17 protein-coding genes, 1 tRNA gene and 1 pseudogene are annotated in these 18,118 nt (G+C 67.4%); 9 read left to right on the forward strand and 10 right to left on the reverse strand.

Annotated elements, in window-relative coordinates; all coding sequences use genetic code 11:
• Positions 1–92: 92 nt before the first annotated feature.
• Positions 93–192 (forward strand) — tRNA-Arg (locus ACFLIM_RS48875).
• A 445-nt stretch (positions 193–637) separates the two neighbouring features.
• Complete coding sequence (locus ACFLIM_RS48880; RefSeq protein ID WP_393177545.1) at positions 638–2,692, forward strand: ABC transporter ATP-binding protein/permease; 2,055 nt, start codon at positions 638–640, stop codon at positions 2,690–2,692.
• Here ACFLIM_RS48880 and ACFLIM_RS48885 read toward each other — a convergent pair.
• The 3 genes from ACFLIM_RS48885 to ACFLIM_RS48895 form a co-directional block, all read right to left on the reverse strand.
• On the reverse strand, positions 2,689–2,922 hold the full coding sequence (locus ACFLIM_RS48885; protein ID WP_393177547.1) for a substrate-binding domain-containing protein: 234 nt from the start codon (positions 2,920–2,922) through the stop codon (positions 2,689–2,691). The genes ACFLIM_RS48880 and ACFLIM_RS48885 overlap by 4 nt on opposite strands.
• A 67-nt stretch (positions 2,923–2,989) precedes the next feature.
• The gene (gene cynS, locus ACFLIM_RS48890) at positions 2,990–3,433 is read right to left on the reverse strand and encodes a cyanase (RefSeq protein ID WP_449291505.1); all 444 of its coding nucleotides are present in this window, start codon (positions 3,431–3,433) and stop codon (positions 2,990–2,992) included.
• Positions 3,434–3,620: 187 nt separating this feature from the next.
• Positions 3,621–4,049 (reverse strand): MmcQ/YjbR family DNA-binding protein, encoded by a 429-nt coding sequence (locus ACFLIM_RS48895; protein ID WP_393177549.1) that lies wholly within the window; start codon positions 4,047–4,049, stop codon positions 3,621–3,623.
• A 256-nt stretch (positions 4,050–4,305) separates the two neighbouring features.
• On the opposite strand from ACFLIM_RS48895, the gene ACFLIM_RS48900 reads away from it, so the two are divergent.
• Positions 4,306–4,905, forward strand: coding sequence for a TIGR03086 family metal-binding protein (locus ACFLIM_RS48900; protein WP_393177551.1), 600 nt, complete (start codon positions 4,306–4,308; stop codon positions 4,903–4,905).
• Positions 4,906–5,225: 320 nt separating this feature from the next.
• On the opposite strand, the gene ACFLIM_RS48905 is transcribed toward ACFLIM_RS48900, so the two are convergent.
• Complete coding sequence (locus ACFLIM_RS48905; RefSeq protein ID WP_393177553.1) at positions 5,226–6,173, reverse strand: helix-turn-helix domain-containing protein; 948 nt, start codon at positions 6,171–6,173, stop codon at positions 5,226–5,228.
• A gap of 100 nt (positions 6,174–6,273) precedes the next feature.
• Between ACFLIM_RS48905 and ACFLIM_RS48910 the strand changes: the two genes are divergently transcribed.
• A complete protein-coding gene (locus tag ACFLIM_RS48910; protein WP_393177555.1) occupies positions 6,274–7,317 on the forward strand; it encodes a saccharopine dehydrogenase family protein in 1,044 nt (347 codons plus the stop codon).
• 234 nt (positions 7,318–7,551) lie between these two features.
• Here ACFLIM_RS48910 and ACFLIM_RS48915 read toward each other — a convergent pair whose 3' ends face one another.
• Positions 7,552–7,713 (reverse strand): hypothetical protein, encoded by a 162-nt coding sequence (locus ACFLIM_RS48915; RefSeq protein ID WP_393177557.1) that lies wholly within the window; start codon positions 7,711–7,713, stop codon positions 7,552–7,554.
• Positions 7,714–7,730: 17 nt separating this feature from the next.
• Between ACFLIM_RS48915 and ACFLIM_RS48920 the strand changes: the two are divergent.
• The 3 genes and pseudogenes from ACFLIM_RS48920 to ACFLIM_RS48930 all read left to right on the forward strand — a co-directional run.
• Positions 7,731–8,164: pseudogene (locus tag ACFLIM_RS48920) on the forward strand (transposase); the annotation flags it as partial.
• 155 nt (positions 8,165–8,319) lie between these two features.
• A complete protein-coding gene (locus ACFLIM_RS48925; RefSeq protein ID WP_393177559.1) occupies positions 8,320–9,057 on the forward strand; it encodes a helix-turn-helix transcriptional regulator in 738 nt (245 codons plus the stop codon).
• Between the two features lie 305 nt (positions 9,058–9,362).
• Positions 9,363–10,103: a VOC family protein gene (locus ACFLIM_RS48930; RefSeq protein WP_393177561.1), complete on the forward strand. Its 741-nt coding sequence runs from the start codon at positions 9,363–9,365 to the stop codon at positions 10,101–10,103.
• A 786-nt stretch (positions 10,104–10,889) separates the two neighbouring features.
• Here the strand turns inward: ACFLIM_RS48930 and ACFLIM_RS48935 are convergent.
• A complete protein-coding gene (locus tag ACFLIM_RS48935) occupies positions 10,890–11,492 on the reverse strand; it encodes a hypothetical protein (RefSeq protein WP_393177563.1) in 603 nt (200 codons plus the stop codon).
• A gap of 535 nt (positions 11,493–12,027) precedes the next feature.
• Between ACFLIM_RS48935 and ACFLIM_RS48940 the strand changes: the two genes are divergently transcribed.
• Together ACFLIM_RS48940 and ACFLIM_RS48945 are read left to right on the forward strand one after the other, a co-directional pair.
• Positions 12,028–12,621 carry a hypothetical protein gene (locus ACFLIM_RS48940; protein ID WP_393177565.1) on the forward strand — a complete coding sequence of 198 codons (594 nt, stop codon included), beginning with the start codon at positions 12,028–12,030 and terminating at the stop codon, positions 12,619–12,621.
• 247 nt (positions 12,622–12,868) lie between these two features.
• The gene (locus ACFLIM_RS48945) at positions 12,869–13,102 is read left to right on the forward strand and encodes a hypothetical protein (RefSeq protein WP_393177567.1); all 234 of its coding nucleotides are present in this window, start codon (positions 12,869–12,871) and stop codon (positions 13,100–13,102) included.
• 487 nt (positions 13,103–13,589) lie between these two features.
• On the opposite strand, the gene ACFLIM_RS48950 is transcribed toward ACFLIM_RS48945, so the two are convergent.
• The 4 genes from ACFLIM_RS48950 to ACFLIM_RS48965 all read right to left on the reverse strand — a co-directional run bounded on the left by ACFLIM_RS48950 (position 13,590) and on the right by ACFLIM_RS48965 (position 17,762).
• A complete protein-coding gene (locus ACFLIM_RS48950) occupies positions 13,590–13,925 on the reverse strand; it encodes an IS66 family transposase (RefSeq protein ID WP_393177569.1) in 336 nt (111 codons plus the stop codon).
• A gap of 162 nt (positions 13,926–14,087) precedes the next feature.
• Positions 14,088–15,953 carry a glycoside hydrolase family 3 protein gene (locus tag ACFLIM_RS48955; RefSeq protein WP_393177571.1) on the reverse strand — a complete coding sequence of 622 codons (1,866 nt, stop codon included), beginning with the start codon at positions 15,951–15,953 and terminating at the stop codon, positions 14,088–14,090.
• 238 nt (positions 15,954–16,191) lie between these two features.
• On the reverse strand, positions 16,192–16,983 hold the full coding sequence (locus ACFLIM_RS48960) for an alpha/beta fold hydrolase (protein WP_393177573.1): 792 nt from the start codon (positions 16,981–16,983) through the stop codon (positions 16,192–16,194).
• Positions 16,984–17,276: 293 nt separating this feature from the next.
• Positions 17,277–17,762, reverse strand: coding sequence for a phosphotransferase (locus tag ACFLIM_RS48965; RefSeq protein ID WP_393177575.1), 486 nt, complete (start codon positions 17,760–17,762; stop codon positions 17,277–17,279).
• Positions 17,763–18,118: the final 356 nt, after the last annotated feature.

Below are 18,118 nucleotides of genomic sequence, written 5' to 3' on the forward strand. Positions count from 1 at the left end.
CACCGCTCAGGGCACACCCCTCCTCACGACACGCGGACAACGCGAAGCAGAAGTGGGGACCTAAACCGGCCACCAGTGGTGACCTCGAACTGGCCACCTGTGGGGACTTTTACATGGCCACGGACAATATTGGGCTGCTCCGCCCTCGCTCTCCTAAAGCGGGTGCCGCAGGTTCGAATCCTGCCGGGGGCACGCTTCTGACCAGGCATTTCAGCCTCTGACCTGCGGTTTCCCTGCCGCGGGCCTTTGGTCTGTGGATCCTTGATGGGTAGCTGAGGGCACCCGTAAGCAGCCGTAGGACCATGAGCCGGGGATATGGTCGGGATGATCTTGACGGCGTTTCCTCAGGTCAGACCCCAATTCCGGCCCATCGGGGTCTCCAGCAAACCCGGTGCGGTTCAACGCGGCCAAGGCCAGGTCCCGGGAGCCCGTGCGTACCGGCCTGTTGTTTACCGGTTCTCTGCACCAAGCAAGCCGACACGTCATGATCAGAGAACAAGTCGCAGGCACATGCGCTGTCGAGGCTCACGCGTTGGTCGGCACTCGGGGTCTCTGGCGAACGTCCGCTCCTGCCGATGAGAGAGCGTCCCTCCGAACACCTCGACCGAGCCTGACAGGTTCCAATCGACAGCCGGGCGTGGTAGCGGCCGATCCCGAGCCGGGGCGCTGGCGCGACCGGGAAACCCGGCGCGCCGCCCAGCGAGAGCGCCAGCAGTCGCCACCTGACGGCCTGCTGCCGTCCGGGGCGGTGGACGGTAAGGCCGTCCGCGGAATGAAAGCGATTGACAAGCCACCGCACCTCAAATCTCAACCTAAAACGGTACAAATCGGACTTGATGGACGTATCTTCTTAAAGGTGTCGACTCGATCCGCCAGCGGCGCCATGGACTGGCAGCACGAATGGCTCACGTCCCTCACTTCGACGGCGACGACCTGTGTCGTCAGCATTCTGGTCGGCGCCCTGGTTGTCTGGCTGCTGACCCGCTACACGCACTGGGGGCGGCAGTTCCGGCGACTCGCCTTTTCCTATCTCAAGCCTGGGCGTAGCTGGATCACCTGGCGACCGCTGCTCACTCTCCTGGTGCTGCTCTGGCTGACGGTCCTCGCAGTGCGCCTCGAAGTGCTGATGTCGTATGCGACGAACGGCCTCTTCACGGCTCTGCAGGAGCTGGACGCGAAGAAGTTCTGGTTCTATGTCATCGTCTTCATGGTTCTCGCGGCGATCGCCGTCTCCAGTGCACAGCTCGCGTATCTGATCACCCAGCGACTGTTCATCCATTGGCGGACCTGGCTCAACGACCACATGATCGCCGACTGGCTGGACGGGCACGCCTACCATCGAGGCCAGTTCGTGAGCTCCCCGGTCGACAACCCGGATCAGCGCATCGAGGAAGACATCACGCAGTTCGTCGAGAACTCATACAACCTGTCGATCGGTGCGATCGGCGCCGCGTTGAGGTTGGTGTCGTTCACCGCCATTCTCTGGGCACTGTCAGGACCCATGTCCGGCTTCGGCCACGAGATACCGCGTGCGATGGTCTTCCTCACCTACGCCTACGTGATCGTGGCGTCAGTCCTCGCCTTCAGGATCGGTCGCCCGCTGATCCACCTGAACTTCCTGCGAGAGGGACTCTCCGCCTCTTTCCGCTACGCCCTGGTCCGCCTGCGGGACAACTCCGAGAGCATCGCCTTCTATGGTGGCGAGAATGTCGAGCGGACGACGCTGTCGGCCAGGTTCTCCCGTGTCATGGGGAACACGTGGGCGATCACCAAGCGGTCCCTGAAGCTTCAGGCGTTCAACGACGCGGTCACCCAGATCTCGGTCGTGTTCCCCTACATCATCCAGGTGCCGCGCTTCCTCAGCGGGACGATCTCACTCGGTGACATCACCCAGACCTCCAACGCTTTCAGCCAGGTGCACGACTCGTTGTCCTTCTTCAGGAACTCCTACGACTCCTTCGCCAACTACCGGGCGACGCTGAACCGACTGACGGCGCTGATGGACGCGAACAGGGAGTCGCGCGACCTGTCGTCGCCGACCTTCGCGCATCGTCCCGACGCGCTGGAGATCGAGGACCTCAGGGTATGGCGTCCCGACAGGCAACCGCTGATCGAAGGCCTGACGCTGAGCATGAGTCCAGGGCAGGCGCTGCTGGTCAGGGGGGCCTCCGGGAGCGGGAAGACCACGTTGCTGCGCAGCCTGGCCAGCCTCTGGCCGCACGCCCATGGCACCATCCGCCGGCCCACCGGAGCTCACACGCTCTTCCTGTCGCAGCAGCCGTACCTGCCCCTGGGAAGCCTGCGTACCGCGCTGGCCTACCCCGAGCCTGCGCACCGGATCGGCGACGAGCAGGCGTGCGAGGCATTGCGTTGGGTACAGCTCGGCCACCTGGAGGATCAGATCGACGATGAGGCCCATTGGTCCCGCACCCTGTCTCCCGGCGAGCAGCAGCGCCTCGGCTTCGCCAGGGTCCTGCTGAAGCGGCCCCGCCTGGCCTTCCTCGACGAGGCGACCTCCGCCGTCGACGAAGGTCTCGAACACGCGTTGTACGGGTTGATCCGCGATCGACTGCCCCAGTGCATTCTCGTCAGCGTCGGCCATCGCAGCACGTTAAACGCCTTCCACACCCACTGCCTGGAACTGCTCGGTGCGGGACACTGGGGCATGGCGACGGGAGGCGGTAGGTCCTAGCCGACTCTGGTCGAGGAACCGATCTGCAGCTCTATCGGGTGGATGCGCTCGGTTCCCGGCGCGCTGGCCCCCGCGAGCAGGTCGTACAGCAGCTCGGCGCAGGCCGCGCCCGCCTTGCGGGGCCGCAGGTCGATGGCGGTGATCGGCGGGTTGGCCAGGTGCAGGCGGGGCTGTCGACGCAGGAGGCGAGCAGCAGGTCGTGGCCCATTCCCGCCCTTATCCCGCAGCAACGTCCTGACATGCCGCTGGTAGGTGTGTGTCCGTCCTTTGCTCGCTATGGCAGGTCTGTTCCTGACCTCACCACTGGTAGGGCAGGAATTTCCCGTCCAGGGTCACCACGACCCGGTCGCCGCCCGGGTCGGGTACGCGTTTGATATCGAGGCGGAAGTTGATGGCGCTCATGATGCCGTCGCCGAACTGCTCGTGGATGAGTTCCTTGATCGTCGGTCCGTAGACCTGGAGTATTTCGTAGAACCGGTAGATCGTGGGGTCCGTTGGCACCGCCGTCTCCAACGCACCGCGAGTGGGCTGAAGCTGCAACGCCTGCTGAACATCCTCATCGAGATCCAGCAATGACGCCGCGGCCTCGGCCTGCTCGGCGCTCATCGGCTGCTGACCCAGCAGCGCTGATGTCGTCCATGCCGGGGGGCGTCCGACTGCCTCGGCGAGCTGGACCCACGTCACGCCTAGCCGGGCCTTGGCCGCGCGAACGGCCTCCGCCGCCTCCTTCTTGGTCATCATGGCGTTCCTCCCAGGATCGGCGCCAGCGGGGATAGACGGCATCGCAGGCACGCTACGTGCCGAAGATGCCGCCCGTGTTACGTAGGTGACTTCGAGCTGAACGGACGTGGCCTCAACCCCGCGGCACGTCCGAGAATGCCGCGATCCTCACGCCGCCCCGTGGGCAGGACCAGGAGGCGAAGTGTGATCACGGCGGGGGATGTGCGCGGAGCCAGGCTGCCGCTCTGCGCGCTGATGCGCGGGACAGCCACGCGTCCTGGACCACCTCGGCCAGCTCGTTCCGGGTGAGCTCACCGATCCGACTGGCCCGCAGCAGCACCGACGGGTGACCATCGAAGTGCGCGGTGGTGAAGAACTGCGACGCCTCGTCCTGAACCAGCGCCTGCTTGTCCGCCTCGGACTCAACCCAGAAGACGATCACATCCACATAGCGCTCCCCGGTGTCAGGGTCGACCGCGTCCGGCCGTGGGTTGCGGAAGAAGACGAACGACTTCCCGCCCACTTGGTAGACCGGATTGTCGCCGGTCCCGTACTCGACGGTGACGTGCGGCATGGCCAGAGCCAGCTCGTGCACGTCCTCGACGCGGGCGGGCCGGCTTCCGTTATCGTCGGACACAGCCCCAGCGTAGGCGGCTCCCGGTGGAACGTCCGGCCATCCTGCACTGCGCGCGGTTCCTCAACATCACCGACCGGGGCGGCCGCGAGCGCACATGCCGCTGAGCGAGCGCTCGGTCTCCGGATTGCCGTGCGTGGCGTTCGCCCCACGGATACCGCCAGCGCGGACAGATTGTCGGCGCCAACCGATGACTTCTTCGATCCTGGGGAGTCAGCACGGTAGAGCGACGAGTTAGGTCCGACGGAGAGGAACCGCCATGCCCGTGATCGATCTGGAGCCTGCTGCCCGCGAGGTGGTGCGCCTGTTGGATGGCGTGACCGAGGACCGACTGGACGATCCAACGCCGTGCGCTGACACCCCGGTCGCCGCACTGCTCGACCACTTCATGGGCTTGTCGCTGGCATTCACCTGGGCGGCCCGCAAGACCACCCCACCCCAAGACGGACCGGGGCCGGGAGCGGCGAGTGCCGGGCATCTCGATCCGCAGTGGCGCACGCTGCTTCCGCGGCGGCTCGGTGAGCTGGTGGAGGCCTGGCGCGACCCGATCGCCTGGGAGGGGATGACCGAGGCCGGCGGCGTGACGATGCCCGCCGGACAGATGGCCATGGTCGCGCTGGACGAACTGGTCCTGCACGGCTGGGACCTGGCCCGCGCGACCGGCCAGCCGTACATGTGCAACCCGGCCGACACCGCGGCCGTCCTTGCGTTCACCAGCGCGTCGGCGCGACCGGAGCAAGCAGCCGGCCGGGAAGGGCTCTTCGGACCGGTGGTCGAGGTCCCCGAGGACGCGTCAGCGTTCGACCGCGCACTCGGCTTCGCAGGTCGCGACCCCGCGTGGACGCCCAAATCGGCGTGACCATCGACGGTGGGCCGGAAAGGCTCACACGTCCCTCGCAACGGCAAGGATCCGCTCATGCCGCTGATCGCGGGGTCATGCCGAGTAGCGCTCGTTCGGGTGGGCCAGGTCGTGGCGGGTACCCATCGTGAGGGGCATCCACCGGGGTGACGGTTGCTCCGCGAGCGGGCCATGGGATATTCACGGGATGATCTTGCACACCTCACGCGCTGTATAGGCCTTTTGCCCAGCTCAAGCCGCCTAAGGAGCCGAATTAGCCTCCACTCTCCTACAGCAGGTGCTGCGATTCCTGATCGTGCCTGGGCGCCAAGGCCGATGCCTCACGCCCGGAACGTGCGGCGGTAGGCGTCCGGCGGTACGCCGATCGTGCGGTGGAAGTGGCGGCGCAGTGTCGTCGCCGTGCCCATGCCCGCGGCCGAGGCGATGGTGTCGATGCTGTCGTCCGTGGTCTCCAGCAGCTCCTGCGCGCGGCGGATCCGCTGCGTCAGCAGCCACTGCAGCGGGGTGGTGCCGGTTACCGAGCGGAAGTGGCGGGCCAGGTGGCGCGAGCTCACGTTCGCCTGGCGGGCCATGTCCTCCACGGTGAGTGGCTGGTCCAGCCGCCGCATCACCCAGGTAAGCAGCTCGGCCAGGGGATGGCCGTCCTGGGCGGGCACCGGTGTGGTGACGAACTGGGCCTGGCCGCCGGCCCGGTGGGGCGGCACGACCAGGCGGCGGGCGACCACGTTGGCGATCGCCGAGCCGTGGTCGCGGCGGACCAGATGCAGGCACAGGTCCATCGCTGCGGCCTTGCCCGCAGACGTGAGCACGCTGCCGTTGTCGACGTAGAGCACGTCCGGGTCGACCTTCACCCGGGGATAGCGCGCGGCCAGTTCCTCGGTGTGGGCCCAGTGCGTGGTCGCGCGCAGCCCGTCCAACAGGCCGGCGGCGGCGAGTACGAACGCGCCCGTGCACAGGGAGACCACCCGCGCGCCCGACTCGTGGGCCGTGCGCACCGCCTCGACCAGGTCGGCCGGCGGGTCCTCGTCGACGTCCGCGAAGGCGGGGACGATCACGGTGTCGGCGTGCGCCAGCCGGTCGAGCCCGCAGTCCGGCTCCACCAGGAACCGGCCGACCCGGACGGCGTGCGTGCCGCACACCTTGACGTCGTACCAGGCGCCTGGCAGGGCGGCCGGGGCGGAGCCGAAGACCTCGTAGGCCAGGGCCAGCTCGAAGTGCAGCATCCCGTCGGTAGCGGCGACCGCGACGGAGCTCGGGACAGAACTCATGTCGGGAATTGTACGGGTCATGTCGTTCCGGACACTGGCACCGATGGGTCAACGGGGACAGGATTTCCGCATTGGATCACTTCGAGTACGTGGAGCAGGCATGGGATCGAGTCGGAACGTGGCGGTGTTCGGCGCCTACGGGCACACCGGGCGGTTCGTGGTCGCGGAGTTGCGTGAGCGCGGATACGTTCCGCTGCTCCTCGGTCGCGACCAGGACAAGCTGCTGGCATTGGTGCAGGCCCAACCGGGGCTCGAGGCGCGGCAGGCGTCGGTCGACGATCCAGCCTCGCTCGACCGCGCGCTGAACGGCGCGGCCGCTGTGATCAACTGCGCCGGGCCCTTCGCCGCGACCGCCGCCCCGCTGGTCAAGGCGGCGCTGCGCGCCGGCATCCCGTATGTCGACGTGGCGGCCGAGATCGAGGCGAACCTTGACACGTTCGCGCACTTCGCGGAGCGCGCCCGCGCCGCGGGCACCGTGGTGGTTCCGGCAATGGCCTTCTACGGCGGCCTCGGCGACCTGTTGGTCACCACCGCGATGGGTGACTGGACGGCGGCGGACGAGGCGCACATCGCCTACGGCCTGAGCATCTGGCACCCCACTGCCGGAACGCTCGCTTCGGGCACGGTCTCGGGGCAGCGACGGGGTGGCCGCCGTGTCCGCTACACCGGCGGACGGCTGGAGTACCACGATGACGCTCTGCCGACCCTGGAGTGGCCCTTCCCGGCTCCGCTCGGCCCCCAGAACGTCATCGGAGAGTTCACCATGGCCGACATCGTCACCATTCCCAGCCACCTGGCCGTCCCGGAGGTGCGCACCTACATGACCGCCAAGGCGGCCGCGGACCTGTCCGCTCCTGACGCCTCGGCACCGGCCGCCGTGGACGAGCGCGGCCGCTCCGCGCAGACCTTCGTCGTCGACGTCCTCGTCCGCTCCGACGGCACAGAACGCCGCGTGGTCGCCGCTGGTCAGGACATCTACGCCATCAGCGCGCCGCTCGCGGTGGAGGCCGTCGACCGCATCCTCACCGGCCGGACCAGGACCACCGGCGTCGCCTCCGCGGGCGCGGTCTTCAACGCCCCGGACTTCCTCCGCGCTCTGTCCCCACACCTCTCGCTGCACGTCCCGCTCGACACACGCGGCTGACCGGTGACCCGTGCCGGGATCCAGACCGCGGTCAGTGCAGTCGATGAGCAGGTCGATCATCCGTGCGGGGCCTCGTCCGCAGGGCCGGTGCCGAGGAGATCGGCTGCTGAGGGCTGTGTGCCGCCGGCCTTTGGGGCCGTTGCCGACGTCCGGTTGTGTGGTCCAGGCCCCACCAGCGGACGTGGACGGCCGCGAACCGGCGGGACCGCTGAGGCGTTTCGGCTACAGGTACCGTCAGCGGGTCGGGATCCGGGGGCGGTTCCACCAGAGGGAGAGGGACAGGGCCGCGGTAATGAGGATGGCGCCGTCGGCAGCGAAGGCGGCGGCTGTGTCGAGGCGGCGGTGGATGACGGGGAAGCTGCCGGGGAGGGCGTCGAGGTAGGCCGCCGGGAGCACCCGTATGCAGCCGTAGGACCTTGATCATCGCCTCGTTCGTGCGTGGCCTGCCGGTCCGCGACGTGGAAGGCGCACTGGCCGATGCGCTCGGCCCGCAGGCAGCGCTGCCCAAGTCGACCGTCTCGACCATCTGCCAGGCCATCGTCGCCGAGTACGACCTCTGGTGCCGCCGCGACTTGACCGGCATCGAGGACTACCTGTTCCTGGACGCCTCGCACTTCAAGATGCACGACGGGCAGCGGGCCGAATCGGTCTTGGCCGCCTGGGCATCAGCACCGAGGGCAAGCCGGTCTTCGTCGGCCTGGCCCCGGCCGCCGCCGAGTCGACCGATGCCTGGAACGACTTCCTCACCGACCAGGTCGAGCGCGGCCTCAAGGCCCCGCCGCTGATCATCTCCGACGGCGGGCCCGGCCTGATCAGCTCCGCTGAGCCGGTCTTTCCCCGTACGCTGCTCGGCTCGCCGGCCGCGCGGCAGTATGGAGCCATGGAACGTGAGCAGCTCGCCGACTTCCTGCGCCGTCGCCGCGAGGCAATCCGGCCGGCCGAGGTAGGCCTGGCCGACAGCCCCGCCGCCGCACCAGCGGCCTGCGCCGGGAGGAGGTGGCGATGCTCGCCGGCATGTCGGTGGACTATGTCGTACGCCTGGAGCAGGACCGCAGCAGCCAGCCGTCCACGCAGCTGCTCGGCGCGCTGGCGCGGGCGTTGCGCTTGTCCGACGACGAACGCGATCATCTGTTCCACCTGGCCGGTCACCATCCCCCGCCCGCCGACGGGGTGGTTCGCCTGGCCCGCGCCGGCCTGATGCGGATGCTCGACCTGCTCGGCGACACCCCGGCCCTGGTGCTGTCCGACCTGGGTGAGGTGCTCGCCCAGAACCGGGCGGCTCTCCTGCTGATGGGCGACCACACCCGCTTCACGGGCGACCGGCGCTACGTCATGTACCGCTGGTTCACCGAGCCCGCCGCCCGCGCCGTCTGCCCGCCCGAGGAGCAGGAGCATCAGGCCCGCCAGATGGTGGCCGACCTGCGCGCGGTCGTCGGCCGCCGGTCCGGTGACCCGACGGTCGCCGGGCTCGTCGACCGGTTGCAGGCTGCTAGCGCCGACTTCCGGCGGCTGTGGGCGGAGCAAGAGGTGGCGGTCCGGCGCGCCAATCGCAAGACGCTGCTGAACCCGCGGGTGGGGCGCCTGGTGATGGACTGCGAGACCCTGATCGCGCCTGACCAGGGGCAGCAACTGCTGGTGTTCACCCCGGCGGATGCCGAGACCCGCGAGCGGCTGGAGCTGCTGCGGGTGCTCGGCTTCGAAGAGTTCCCCGCGGGGGTCACAGGTAGGGTCGAACGTTGAGCTGACGTGCTGGGTTGTCGGCCAGGGACGCGGCAGGACGATGCCGGCGGGTCCTGAGTGGACCCACTTACGCGCGAGCGCCGACCGGTGCAGCTCATTCATGTTCGCGTGAGACTTGGCCTCCCGCTCGGGTCCTGGGCGTTCTGGCCCTTCCTCGTCGCTGCCCATCCGCCGTCGCCGGGCCGCAGATCAGCATGGAGCGCCCGCAGCGAAGCTGCCGACAGTTGGCGTTCGCGGGACGGGAGTGGCGTAGAGCCTGCTGGCAGGCTCATAACGCTCAGCTACCTGGGCATAAGATCGGCGGCATGGCGCTACGACTTGTTCAGGTGAATTTCAAGGCTCGGGATGACTCGGCGCTCGGCCGGTTCTGGGCGGAGGCGCTCGGCTGGGGCGTTTCCAGCGAGGGACCCGGCGTGACCAACCTTGAGCCCGAGGGCTTCGCCTGGCCGGACCCCGCCGGCTTCTACATCGATGTCGTCACCGTCCCGGACCCCGAAACGGTGAAGTACCGCGTGCACCTCGATCTCGCCAGCACCTCTGCGGCCCATCAGGCGGAGTTGGTCGCGCGCCTGAAGGAGCTCGGTGCGACACCCGCCGATGTGGGCCAGGGCGACGTCCCGTGGACGGTCCTGGCCGACCCGGAGGGCAACGTGTTCTGCGTGCTGGAGCCTCGGGAGATCTACCGGGATACCGGGCCGATCGCCGCGGTGGTGGTCGACTGCGCGGATCCGCGAGCCATGGCCCGGTTCTGGGGCCAGGCGGTGGACTTGACCGTGCACGAGGTGAGCGACGATCATGCGCGGCTGCGATCCGCCAAAGGTGTCGGGCCGTATCTGGAGTTCCTCCACACAACGCCCGGCGTGCAGACCGTGTGGAACCGCGTCCATTTCGACCTGCTGCCGGACCCCGTTGACGGTCAAGAGGCTGAGGTGGCCCGGCTGCGGGCTCTGGGCGCCACCGCCGCCGACGTCGGCCAGGGCGAGGTTTCGTGGAAGGTCCTGGCCGACCCGGAGGGCAACCAGTTCTGCGTCCTGGGACGGGGCTGACGCAGACCTTCATCACCTGCGGAGACCGCCTTCCGACGGGCCGGTATAGATCACGAAATATGCGCCGATCCCACTTCGCGCCTGTGAAATCAGCCGGCCCTGGTTCATGCCGGTAGGGAGGAATGACCAGCTTGTAGACGGTGTCGGCACGCCGTGGCCGTAGAGGTGCCGCGCGGTGGTTCAGAGGCCGAGGTCGTCCAGTTCCTTGTGGAGCTGGGCCGGGAGGCGTCCTGCGGACCCCCGTGCTCGCGGCCGGGCGCGACATCACGCCGTTGCTCAGGAGATGAAACGGCTAGCTAAACGCTGGTAGAGCACCCACATCTGAAGAGCGGGAACGCCTCACGAGGCTCTCGCCACGGATGTCGTTTCTGACCAGGCCAAACAGCAGTCAAGTGACGGGTGACGGGAGGCCATTGTGAAGGGACCCTATGCACGTCGAGCGGCAGTCACATATCACCTATTACTAGACATACTGGACTCCGTACGGCTCGAGCTCTCCTAAAGCGGTGCCGCAGGTTCGAATCCTGCCGGGGGCACTCTTCTCCACCAGGCATTTTGCCCTCTGACCTGCGGTTCCTCTGCTGCAGGTCTTTTGCTTCCCCGGCCCTTGGTAGGCCGCCGAGGGCACCCGTATGCAGCCGCAGGACCTTGATCACGGGGTATATACGGGATGATCTTGAAGGCATATCCCCAGGTCCCCACTGTGCTCAGCCAGACCGAACGCCGCCAGTCCCGGCGACCGATCCCGGCGAGGCGGCAACCCTGCCCCCAGCGGTGCGGCTACCGTCACCGGGGGACGAAGTAGCGTCGGTGGACCGCGGTCCCGAACCAGTCGGCATCCAGTCGGTGCCCCACCAGCCTGAACACGAGCTCCAGGAAGGCTCCCTGCCGCTCGTCATAAGGGTGCGGCGGGAACAGCGGCAGATCCCCGAGGTGGTCGTCGAGGGCGCTGGGATTCTCGCCTTCGGCGAATCGTGGGCCGCCGCTGTCGACCACGGTCAGCAACCGGCCGTCGAACGCCCGCCTGAGGCTGAGCCGCGTGTTCATGTTGGCGAACAGGTTGAGGACCTCGACCTCATCGGCCGAGATCTGCTCGATCTCCGTCTTGGCATTCCAGCCCAAGGGCTCCATCACGACGACACGGTCGCCCGCGCGCCCGCAGACGATCATGTGCGGCGTGGTCAGGTCGGGGTATGTCGGCAGTTCGTCTCTCGCTTCGGCAATGGTGCAGTCCCGGACGTTGTCCAGGTCGGCGCCGAACCGCCGCGCGACCTCTTCGATGTCGGCGAGCCCGACCCAGGTGAGGCAGCAGTACTCCGCCAGGCCCTCCCCTGCGAAGAGCCGGTAGTTCTCGCTGAACCGCCCGCCACCCGAAATCCCTGGCCGCATATCCCTTCCTTTCCAGCCATGCAAGCCCCGCGCGATCGGGCTTTCGTACTGGCCGTATGGGCGCGGCCCGCTGGAGACTTGCCTGCCAATATCAACGACATCGTCCGCCAGGTGCCGAACGGTCTGGCCCGCGCCTATCCACGGAGGAAGACCACGTGGACCGACGTCAAGTGCATCCGACCCACAGGAAGAAACGGACATTTCTGATTAATCCCGGCAATGGTGTGGGCTTTTGTTATGGAGTGCCGGTAAACGTGGGTCCATAACCCAGCGGGAGTGGCATTTGATAAACCTGCAAACGGCTGTTAATCGCGCCGTCGAGCTGGCAAATGTCGCCGAAATCCGGCTTTACGGGCGCTGATAGCACGCGAACCGGTGCAGCGCAAGAGGTTGATTGCCGTTTGTCAGCGTGAGTAACTATCAACGCCCCGATAGAGAGAAGCGGGCGAAAGATCCATGAACTGCACGGACGGGTGCCGCGACCAACGATCCCCGTCCGTGGAGCACCATTCGATGCAGAGGGAGCTTACCTGGCATGTCCATGAAACGCACGCTCTTAGCGGCCGCTCTGATCGCGCCGCTCGCGATGCTGGGCGCGACGCCGGCTTTCGCCGACGATCCTCAGCCGCTTCCGGACAATCCCAACGTCGTGGTCGGATACGAAAACGAGACGGAGATCTTCCGCGCCAAAGCGACCCCGCCTCCGATGACCATGGCCTGCCGACCGGGAGGCGCCACCTACCGAGTCTCCACGTACAGCAACAGCCACAAGGCGGTCGGCCCAACGCAGTCCAATCACAACGGAACGTCCCGCACCGCCACATCCACCTACAGCGCCACCGTGAGCGGAACCGTCTCGATCTCCTGGAACGTCTCCGGCAGCCTGAAAGTGGACAGGCTCATCGCGGGCGCCGAAGCGGCCACGAGCGTCAACCTGTCCGCAAGCCTGACGGCCTCGCTGGGTAACAGCATCGCGGTCCCGACCCCACCGCACAAAACGACCACCGCCACATACGGCGTGTGGCGCAAGAAGACCAAAGGCATCTACCAGGTCTGCGGCCAGAGCGGTCAGAGACGGGTAACTGCGTGGGCTCCCTGGCACGTCGGCTGGTACGTCAAGCAAAGGTGATCTCGACATGAGAATCCGACAGGTAGCGCCTCTCCTGGTTTCCTGCACCGTCGTCTCCTTGGCGGTGGCCTGCACGGCTCCGACTCCAGCGGATCCCGTGCCGGAGCGGCGAGGCGCTACCTCGTCGGCTGTCCCGACCGAGACCGCGGTGACCACATCACCTCCTCCAAAAGGCGTGCCGCTCCGCATGCCGGGCATGGACGCGGGCACGAAGACTGTCCTCAAGGCGGGGCCGAGGAAGGGATCTATGATCGTTGGGGATATCCCGCCCGGCAAGGACGAGCTCTGGGTGCTGTTCAACTGCCGGGGAGAGGGCAAGGCGGAGATCATTCTGGAGCCGGGCATCAACATGCCCTTCACCTGTCTCGACGACCTGATCAGCCCAATCATGAATCGGCTTGACCTCGGACAGAGGAAAACCCTGACCGTACGGATCCAGGCCCCAGACTCGGTCGAGTGGGCCCTGCGCGTCACCCGTTAAGGCTCATCAGGAGTCGGGCACCTCCCCCAGATCGCTGGCTACCGACGACCCGATACACGCAGGCCACGCAGCGCCGCGTGTCCGACAGCTTGGCCTACCTGGGCAAGCATGTGGGCAACGTGCTGGTGATCGGCTGCATCGCCCGTGCCAGCGCTCACGGGCGGCCAGCATGTTGTTCCACGCCGCCAGCAGCGGCGAACACCGCAGGCTCGTCTGGCTGCCCCCAAGCGCACCGCCGGGGCAGGGCTTGGGCAACGGCGCCTGACGTCGTGAAGTCAACTGAGCAAGGCGATCAGCGTGCTCCAGCTTCGCGGGCAGGATGAGCGTATTCAGTGCAAGCAGGTATACGAGGTGTACGAGAGAGTTGGGGTTAGGTAATTTCCGGGGCGTGCGCCCAGATATTCGCCGGCTGTCTGTCGCCGCGGTGCTCGTCTCTCTTGTGGTGTAAGCATTCATCAGCTTTGTGACGTTGTGTGATGCTCGCTGGTCAGTCCGCCAGGGCGATTGGGGGCATCCAGAGGTGGCCGGTGAAGGCGCGGCGGATCGCGTCCAGGGCGTTCAGGCCGTGTTTGCGGGCCGAGTCGAGATAGGAGCGGACCGCCAGCCAGGCGGCGGCGCCGGTCTCGGATTGATGGCAGCCGGAGATCTTCACCTGGGTCTTGACCGGCCGCAGCGCGCGCTCGCCGGTGTTGTTGGTGAAGGGCACCAGGCCCGGAAGGTCGGCGAAGCGCAGCACATCGGCGCTGCGGTCGCGCAGACGCTCCAGCAGGTTACGGGTCGGGCTCTGTTTGGCCCGCGGGTGCAACGACAGCCCGACGGCCACCGTTGTAGGTGCGTCGGTCGGCGATGGCGGCGCAAAGGCGCCGCCCTACACTCGGTGAATGTCTTGGTCCAGCGGTTCGGACACCCTGCCACTCCCCGACCACGATGTTCTACGCCGTCAAGAGCGGGCCGATGGCCCGAGGTCCATCGGCCCGCCATGCGCTCAGTAGGGGCTGCGGCCGTAGCCGAGCGGGAACAGCGGCGTCTTGCCGTCGCCATTGTTGATGGGTTCGCTGGAGACCGCGGTCGGCCAGCTCACCGGGAGTTTCCCGGCGAAGCCCGCGCCGAAGAGCGCGTCGGTGATGCCGCGGGCCTCGGTGCCGGGCAGCCAGGCAGCGATGAACGCGTTCGCCTTCGGGAGTTGGTCGCCGATGACGACCGGCCGCCCTGAGTAGAGGATGGCGATGCACGTCGTCACCCGCGCGCACAGGTCGGCGAGCTGGCTGGAGTTGTCGTTGCCGAACGCGAGGGTGGAGGAGTCTCCCCTGCCCTCCGCGTAGGGCGTCTCGCCGCCCACCCAGATGCCGACGTCGCCGCTGTAGCGGCCCTTGGTCCTGGTGCCGACGTTCTGCAGGGTGATGCCGGTCCCGGCGGTCTCCTGCTGGAGCGCCTGCCAGAACGTCGTGCCCGTGGTGGTGCTTCCGCCGCCGCCCTGCCACGAGATCGACCAGCCGCCGAGCTGGTAGCCGAGGTTGTCGGCCGACTTGCCGCCGACGACGATCTTGTACGTACCGGTCCTGGACAGCGGCAGCACGCCGGTGTTCTTCAGCAGTACCAGGGACTCGCGTACCGCCTGGCGGGCGACCGCGCGGTGGGCGGTCGAGCCGACCTGCGGGGTGTAGGTGCGGTCGGTGAACGGCCGGGTGAACAGGCCGAGGGCGAATTTGGCGTTCAGAATGCGGGTGACGGCGTCGTCGATGCGGCTCTGGCTGATGTTGCCGGCGTTCGCCTGGTCGACGATGGCGTTGATGGTGCCGACGTAGTCGTCCGGGACCATGATCATGTCGATGCCTGCGTTCACCGCGGTCCGGACCTTGTCGGCGTACGTCGAGCCGGGCAGTTGCTTGACGCCGCCCCAGTCGCTCACCACAAAGCCCTGGAAGCCGAGCTCGCCCTTGAGGACAGTGTTGATCAGGTAACTGCTGCCGTGCAGCTTGGCGCCGTTCCAACTGCTGTAGGAGATCATCACCGAGCCGACCCCGGCACTGATCGCGCTCTGGTACGGCGGCAGGTGGACCGCGCGCAGCTCGGCCTCGCTGATCCGGGCATCACCCTGGTCGATGAGGTAGCCGCTGTCGCCGGTGCCGAACGCGGTGCCGCCGTCGCCGACATAGTGCTTGGCCGTGGCGAGTACTGATTCCGTGCCGAGCGCGGTGCCCTGGAAGCCGCGGACCGCGGCCTGGCCGAGCGGGGAGACGACCGACGGCTCCTCGCCGTACCCCTCGTAGGTACGGCCCCAGCGGTCGTCGCGCGGCACGCATACGCAGGGGGAGAAGGTCCACCGGATGCCGGTGCCGAGCACTTCCTGCCGCGTGACGTCCTCGGCCTGCTGGACCAGCGCGGCGTCGCGGGTCGCGCCCATGCCGATGTGGTGCGGGAAGAGCACGGCCCCCTGCACGTTGTTGTGCCCGTGCACCGCGTCCACGCCGTAAATCAGCGGTATCCCGAGCCTGCTGTTCAGCGCGTAGCTCTGGTAGTCGTCGACCATGTCGGCCCACTGGGTCGCCGTCCCCCCGGCGCCGTTCGGCCCGCCGCCACCGCCGCTGAGCACCGAGCCCAGCGCGTACGTGGCGATGTCGTTCTTGTTGGAGATGTAGGAGTTGGCCACCTGGATCATCTGGCCGGCCTTCTCCCGCAGGGTGAGCTTGGACAGGCAGTCGGCGGTGGAGGTGCAGCCCGCGGCGGCCTCGACCGGGGCGGCCACCGCGGGGACGTACGAGACCAGGCCCACGCCCAGGGTGAGCAGCGCGAGGTGGGCGAGCAGGCGACGGGGGAGAACGGGTCTTGTTCGGGCACCTTGGAGGGACAACTGGGCCTCCGCTTGAGCAGCAACAGAACTCGGCTCGCCTAGGGGGCCGCAGTGAGGCCTCCGTCAGAAGAGTGACCTGGGTCACATAATTTATTGTAATCCACAACTTAAATGCGGCTTTTCCTCCCATCAAGTACGCCAGTGGCCGGAGTTTGTTGCGAGGCGTAACAATTTGGCAACATGCGGACGCACCGCACGCCTGCACGACCCCATCCCCCTTGCCAAGGCGGTAGCCCGTTCAGCCTGCTCGGTTCAGCTGGGCTGCAATGCCATCGGCGAGGTCGGCGGGCTGCCACCCGTGGTCCGCGCCGGGGATCTCGGCCCGCTCGGCGCGGGCCAAGGACGCGATGATGGAGTCGGCGGCGTCGGAGAAGAACGGGAACGCCGTCGTGCCGAGCAGCACGACGGTCGGTGCCGTGATCCCCGCCCACAACAGTGCGCGTGGCGCGGACTGCGCCCAGGCCAACACCTCGGCGTCCGCCTGCACACTTGGAGCCATACGCTCGAACAACGGCCACTGCGGTCCGCTCCGCATGTCCTCGAACCACTCGGGCGGCATCCCGTCCATGAACCGGCGGAGGGTCCCCTCTCGGTCCCCGACGGCGACCCGCTCCTTGATCTCGGCGAGGAACTTGGCCCCGTCCGAGCCTTCCTCCTCCCCTAGCGGCACTTCCCACAGCACCAGTCGCTCGACGCCCGGGATGGCCGCAGCCGCTGCCAACGCGATGGCGCCGCCGGAGGAACTGCCGTACAGCGACGCGCGTCCCCCCAGCACCTCGACCAGCGCACGAAGCGCCGCTACCTCCCCGGCGAGCGTGAATGGCGGCTCGCCGGCGCTGTCACCCCGGCCGGGCCGGTCGTAGTGCACGACGTCGAAACCCCTGGAGGCCAGCTCGGTCGTCAAAGCCCGGGTGGGCGGGTCGACCGCACGGAACTGCCCGGCGCCCCCGATCAGGATCAGCGGCCGACCGCTTCCCTCCCGGTCGTAGGCGATTAGCACGCCGTCCGTAGTCTCCACGAACTCGGTCATCTGGCTCCCTTTCCTCTTGGGTCGAGCGACCCCACCCCTCCAGGGTGGATCGGTACTCCGGAAGTAGAGACTCCCGACAGGAGGCGATCTCATCGGTCGCCGCGTTACCGGCAGCGATGAGTGGGCCACCGGGTCGCCGAAAGGCCTGCTCCGCCTCGTGCTTGGCGCGGAGTCCCACAGGAACTGGTGGGAACAGGCCGCCGCTTTACAGAGCACTCCACAGCGAATCGCGGTCAGGCGGCAATCTTCTTCTTGAGGAACTGAGATCGAGGGGGTTGCTCGGCGATCCTGTGCTACTCGAACAAGTGGCGGTTGGCTCGGCTCCAGGCCCGCCTTTGCCCCGCTTCGTCGAGGAAGCCGTCGGCGATCCAGCGGACTTGGGGCCGGTGCCCGGCGTCGGCCAGCCGGCGAACCTGCTCGATGACGTCCCGTTGAACTCCGATGACCGCATCGATCAGACCCGTGGTAGAAGTCAGGCCGTAGGCGGCGGCAAACAACTCCAGGCGATGACGCCGGTTGGGGGGCGTGAGCCAGCGCAGCCAGCGCAGGCATTCGGCATCGTCGCGGAATGGCGCAACGTACTCCAGCGCATAGGCGATATCGTGCAGCCGAGGCCTGGGCCGGGCGTTATCCCAGTCCAGGATCCCGACGGGGCGTTCACCACGCCAGACGATGTTCCACGGGCCGAAGTCCCCGTGGCAGTCCCCCATGGACCCTCCCGGAGGGTGTGGTTTCAAGGGGGAGTCAAGCACAACAGCCAATCCCGGTAAATGCCTCATGCATCCCTATAAGCAACCGGAATTACACGCAATGTGGCAGCAATAGCTGGATTCCAGGGCGGACATCGCACCAAGGCCCGTTGCGCGCCCCCCTGGCCATTGAGCGCTATCCGAGGATGGAGTGGCAGGCCCGGTTGCGGATAAGAAACTCGGGGCGGGAAGTTCGTGCTGGAAGACTGGTCCGACTGAACCGCCCCAGGTTTCGTGGAGGCCTCCAGCAAACCCGGCTCCCTCTCTGTCAGACTGGTGTGAGACATGGGACAGATGAGTCCTTTTGATGCGAAGCAGGGCGAGACAGGACGATCGAGACAGTGACGATGACCCTCGCTGACCAGGCCGCCATGACGGGGCAGGAT

Origin of the sequence: Nonomuraea marmarensis (assembly GCF_043197025.1) — a bacterium.
In the GTDB taxonomy this organism is placed as follows: Bacteria; Actinomycetota; Actinomycetes; order Streptosporangiales; family Streptosporangiaceae; genus Nonomuraea; species Nonomuraea marmarensis.

What these genes read in the sequence shown, in the direction of transcription:
- cynS (WP_449291505.1), bottom strand. Translation starts at nt 3,433, where the DNA reads ATGATGACCAAGAAGGAGGCGGCGGAGGCCGTTCGCGCGGCCAAGGCC.
- ACFLIM_RS48900 (WP_393177551.1), top strand. Translation starts at nt 4,306, where the DNA reads ATGCCCGTGATCGATCTGGAGCCTGCTGCCCGCGAGGTGGTGCGCCTG.
- ACFLIM_RS48905 (WP_393177553.1), bottom strand. Translation starts at nt 6,173, where the DNA reads ATGAGTTCTGTCCCGAGCTCCGTCGCGGTCGCCGCTACCGACGGGATG.
- ACFLIM_RS48925 (WP_393177559.1), top strand. Translation starts at nt 8,320, where the DNA reads ATGCTCGCCGGCATGTCGGTGGACTATGTCGTACGCCTGGAGCAGGAC.
- ACFLIM_RS48965 (WP_393177575.1), bottom strand. Translation starts at nt 17,762, where the DNA reads ATGAGGCATTTACCGGGATTGGCTGTTGTGCTTGACTCCCCCTTGAAA.
- ACFLIM_RS48935 (WP_393177563.1), bottom strand. Translation starts at nt 11,492, where the DNA reads ATGCGGCCAGGGATTTCGGGTGGCGGGCGGTTCAGCGAGAACTACCGG.
- ACFLIM_RS48960 (WP_393177573.1), bottom strand. Translation starts at nt 16,983, where the DNA reads ATGACCGAGTTCGTGGAGACTACGGACGGCGTGCTAATCGCCTACGAC.
- ACFLIM_RS48930 (WP_393177561.1), top strand. Translation starts at nt 9,363, where the DNA reads ATGGCGCTACGACTTGTTCAGGTGAATTTCAAGGCTCGGGATGACTCG.
- ACFLIM_RS48945 (WP_393177567.1), top strand. Translation starts at nt 12,869, where the DNA reads ATGATCGTTGGGGATATCCCGCCCGGCAAGGACGAGCTCTGGGTGCTG.
- ACFLIM_RS48940 (WP_393177565.1), top strand. Translation starts at nt 12,028, where the DNA reads ATGTCCATGAAACGCACGCTCTTAGCGGCCGCTCTGATCGCGCCGCTC.
- ACFLIM_RS48910 (WP_393177555.1), top strand. Translation starts at nt 6,274, where the DNA reads ATGGGATCGAGTCGGAACGTGGCGGTGTTCGGCGCCTACGGGCACACC.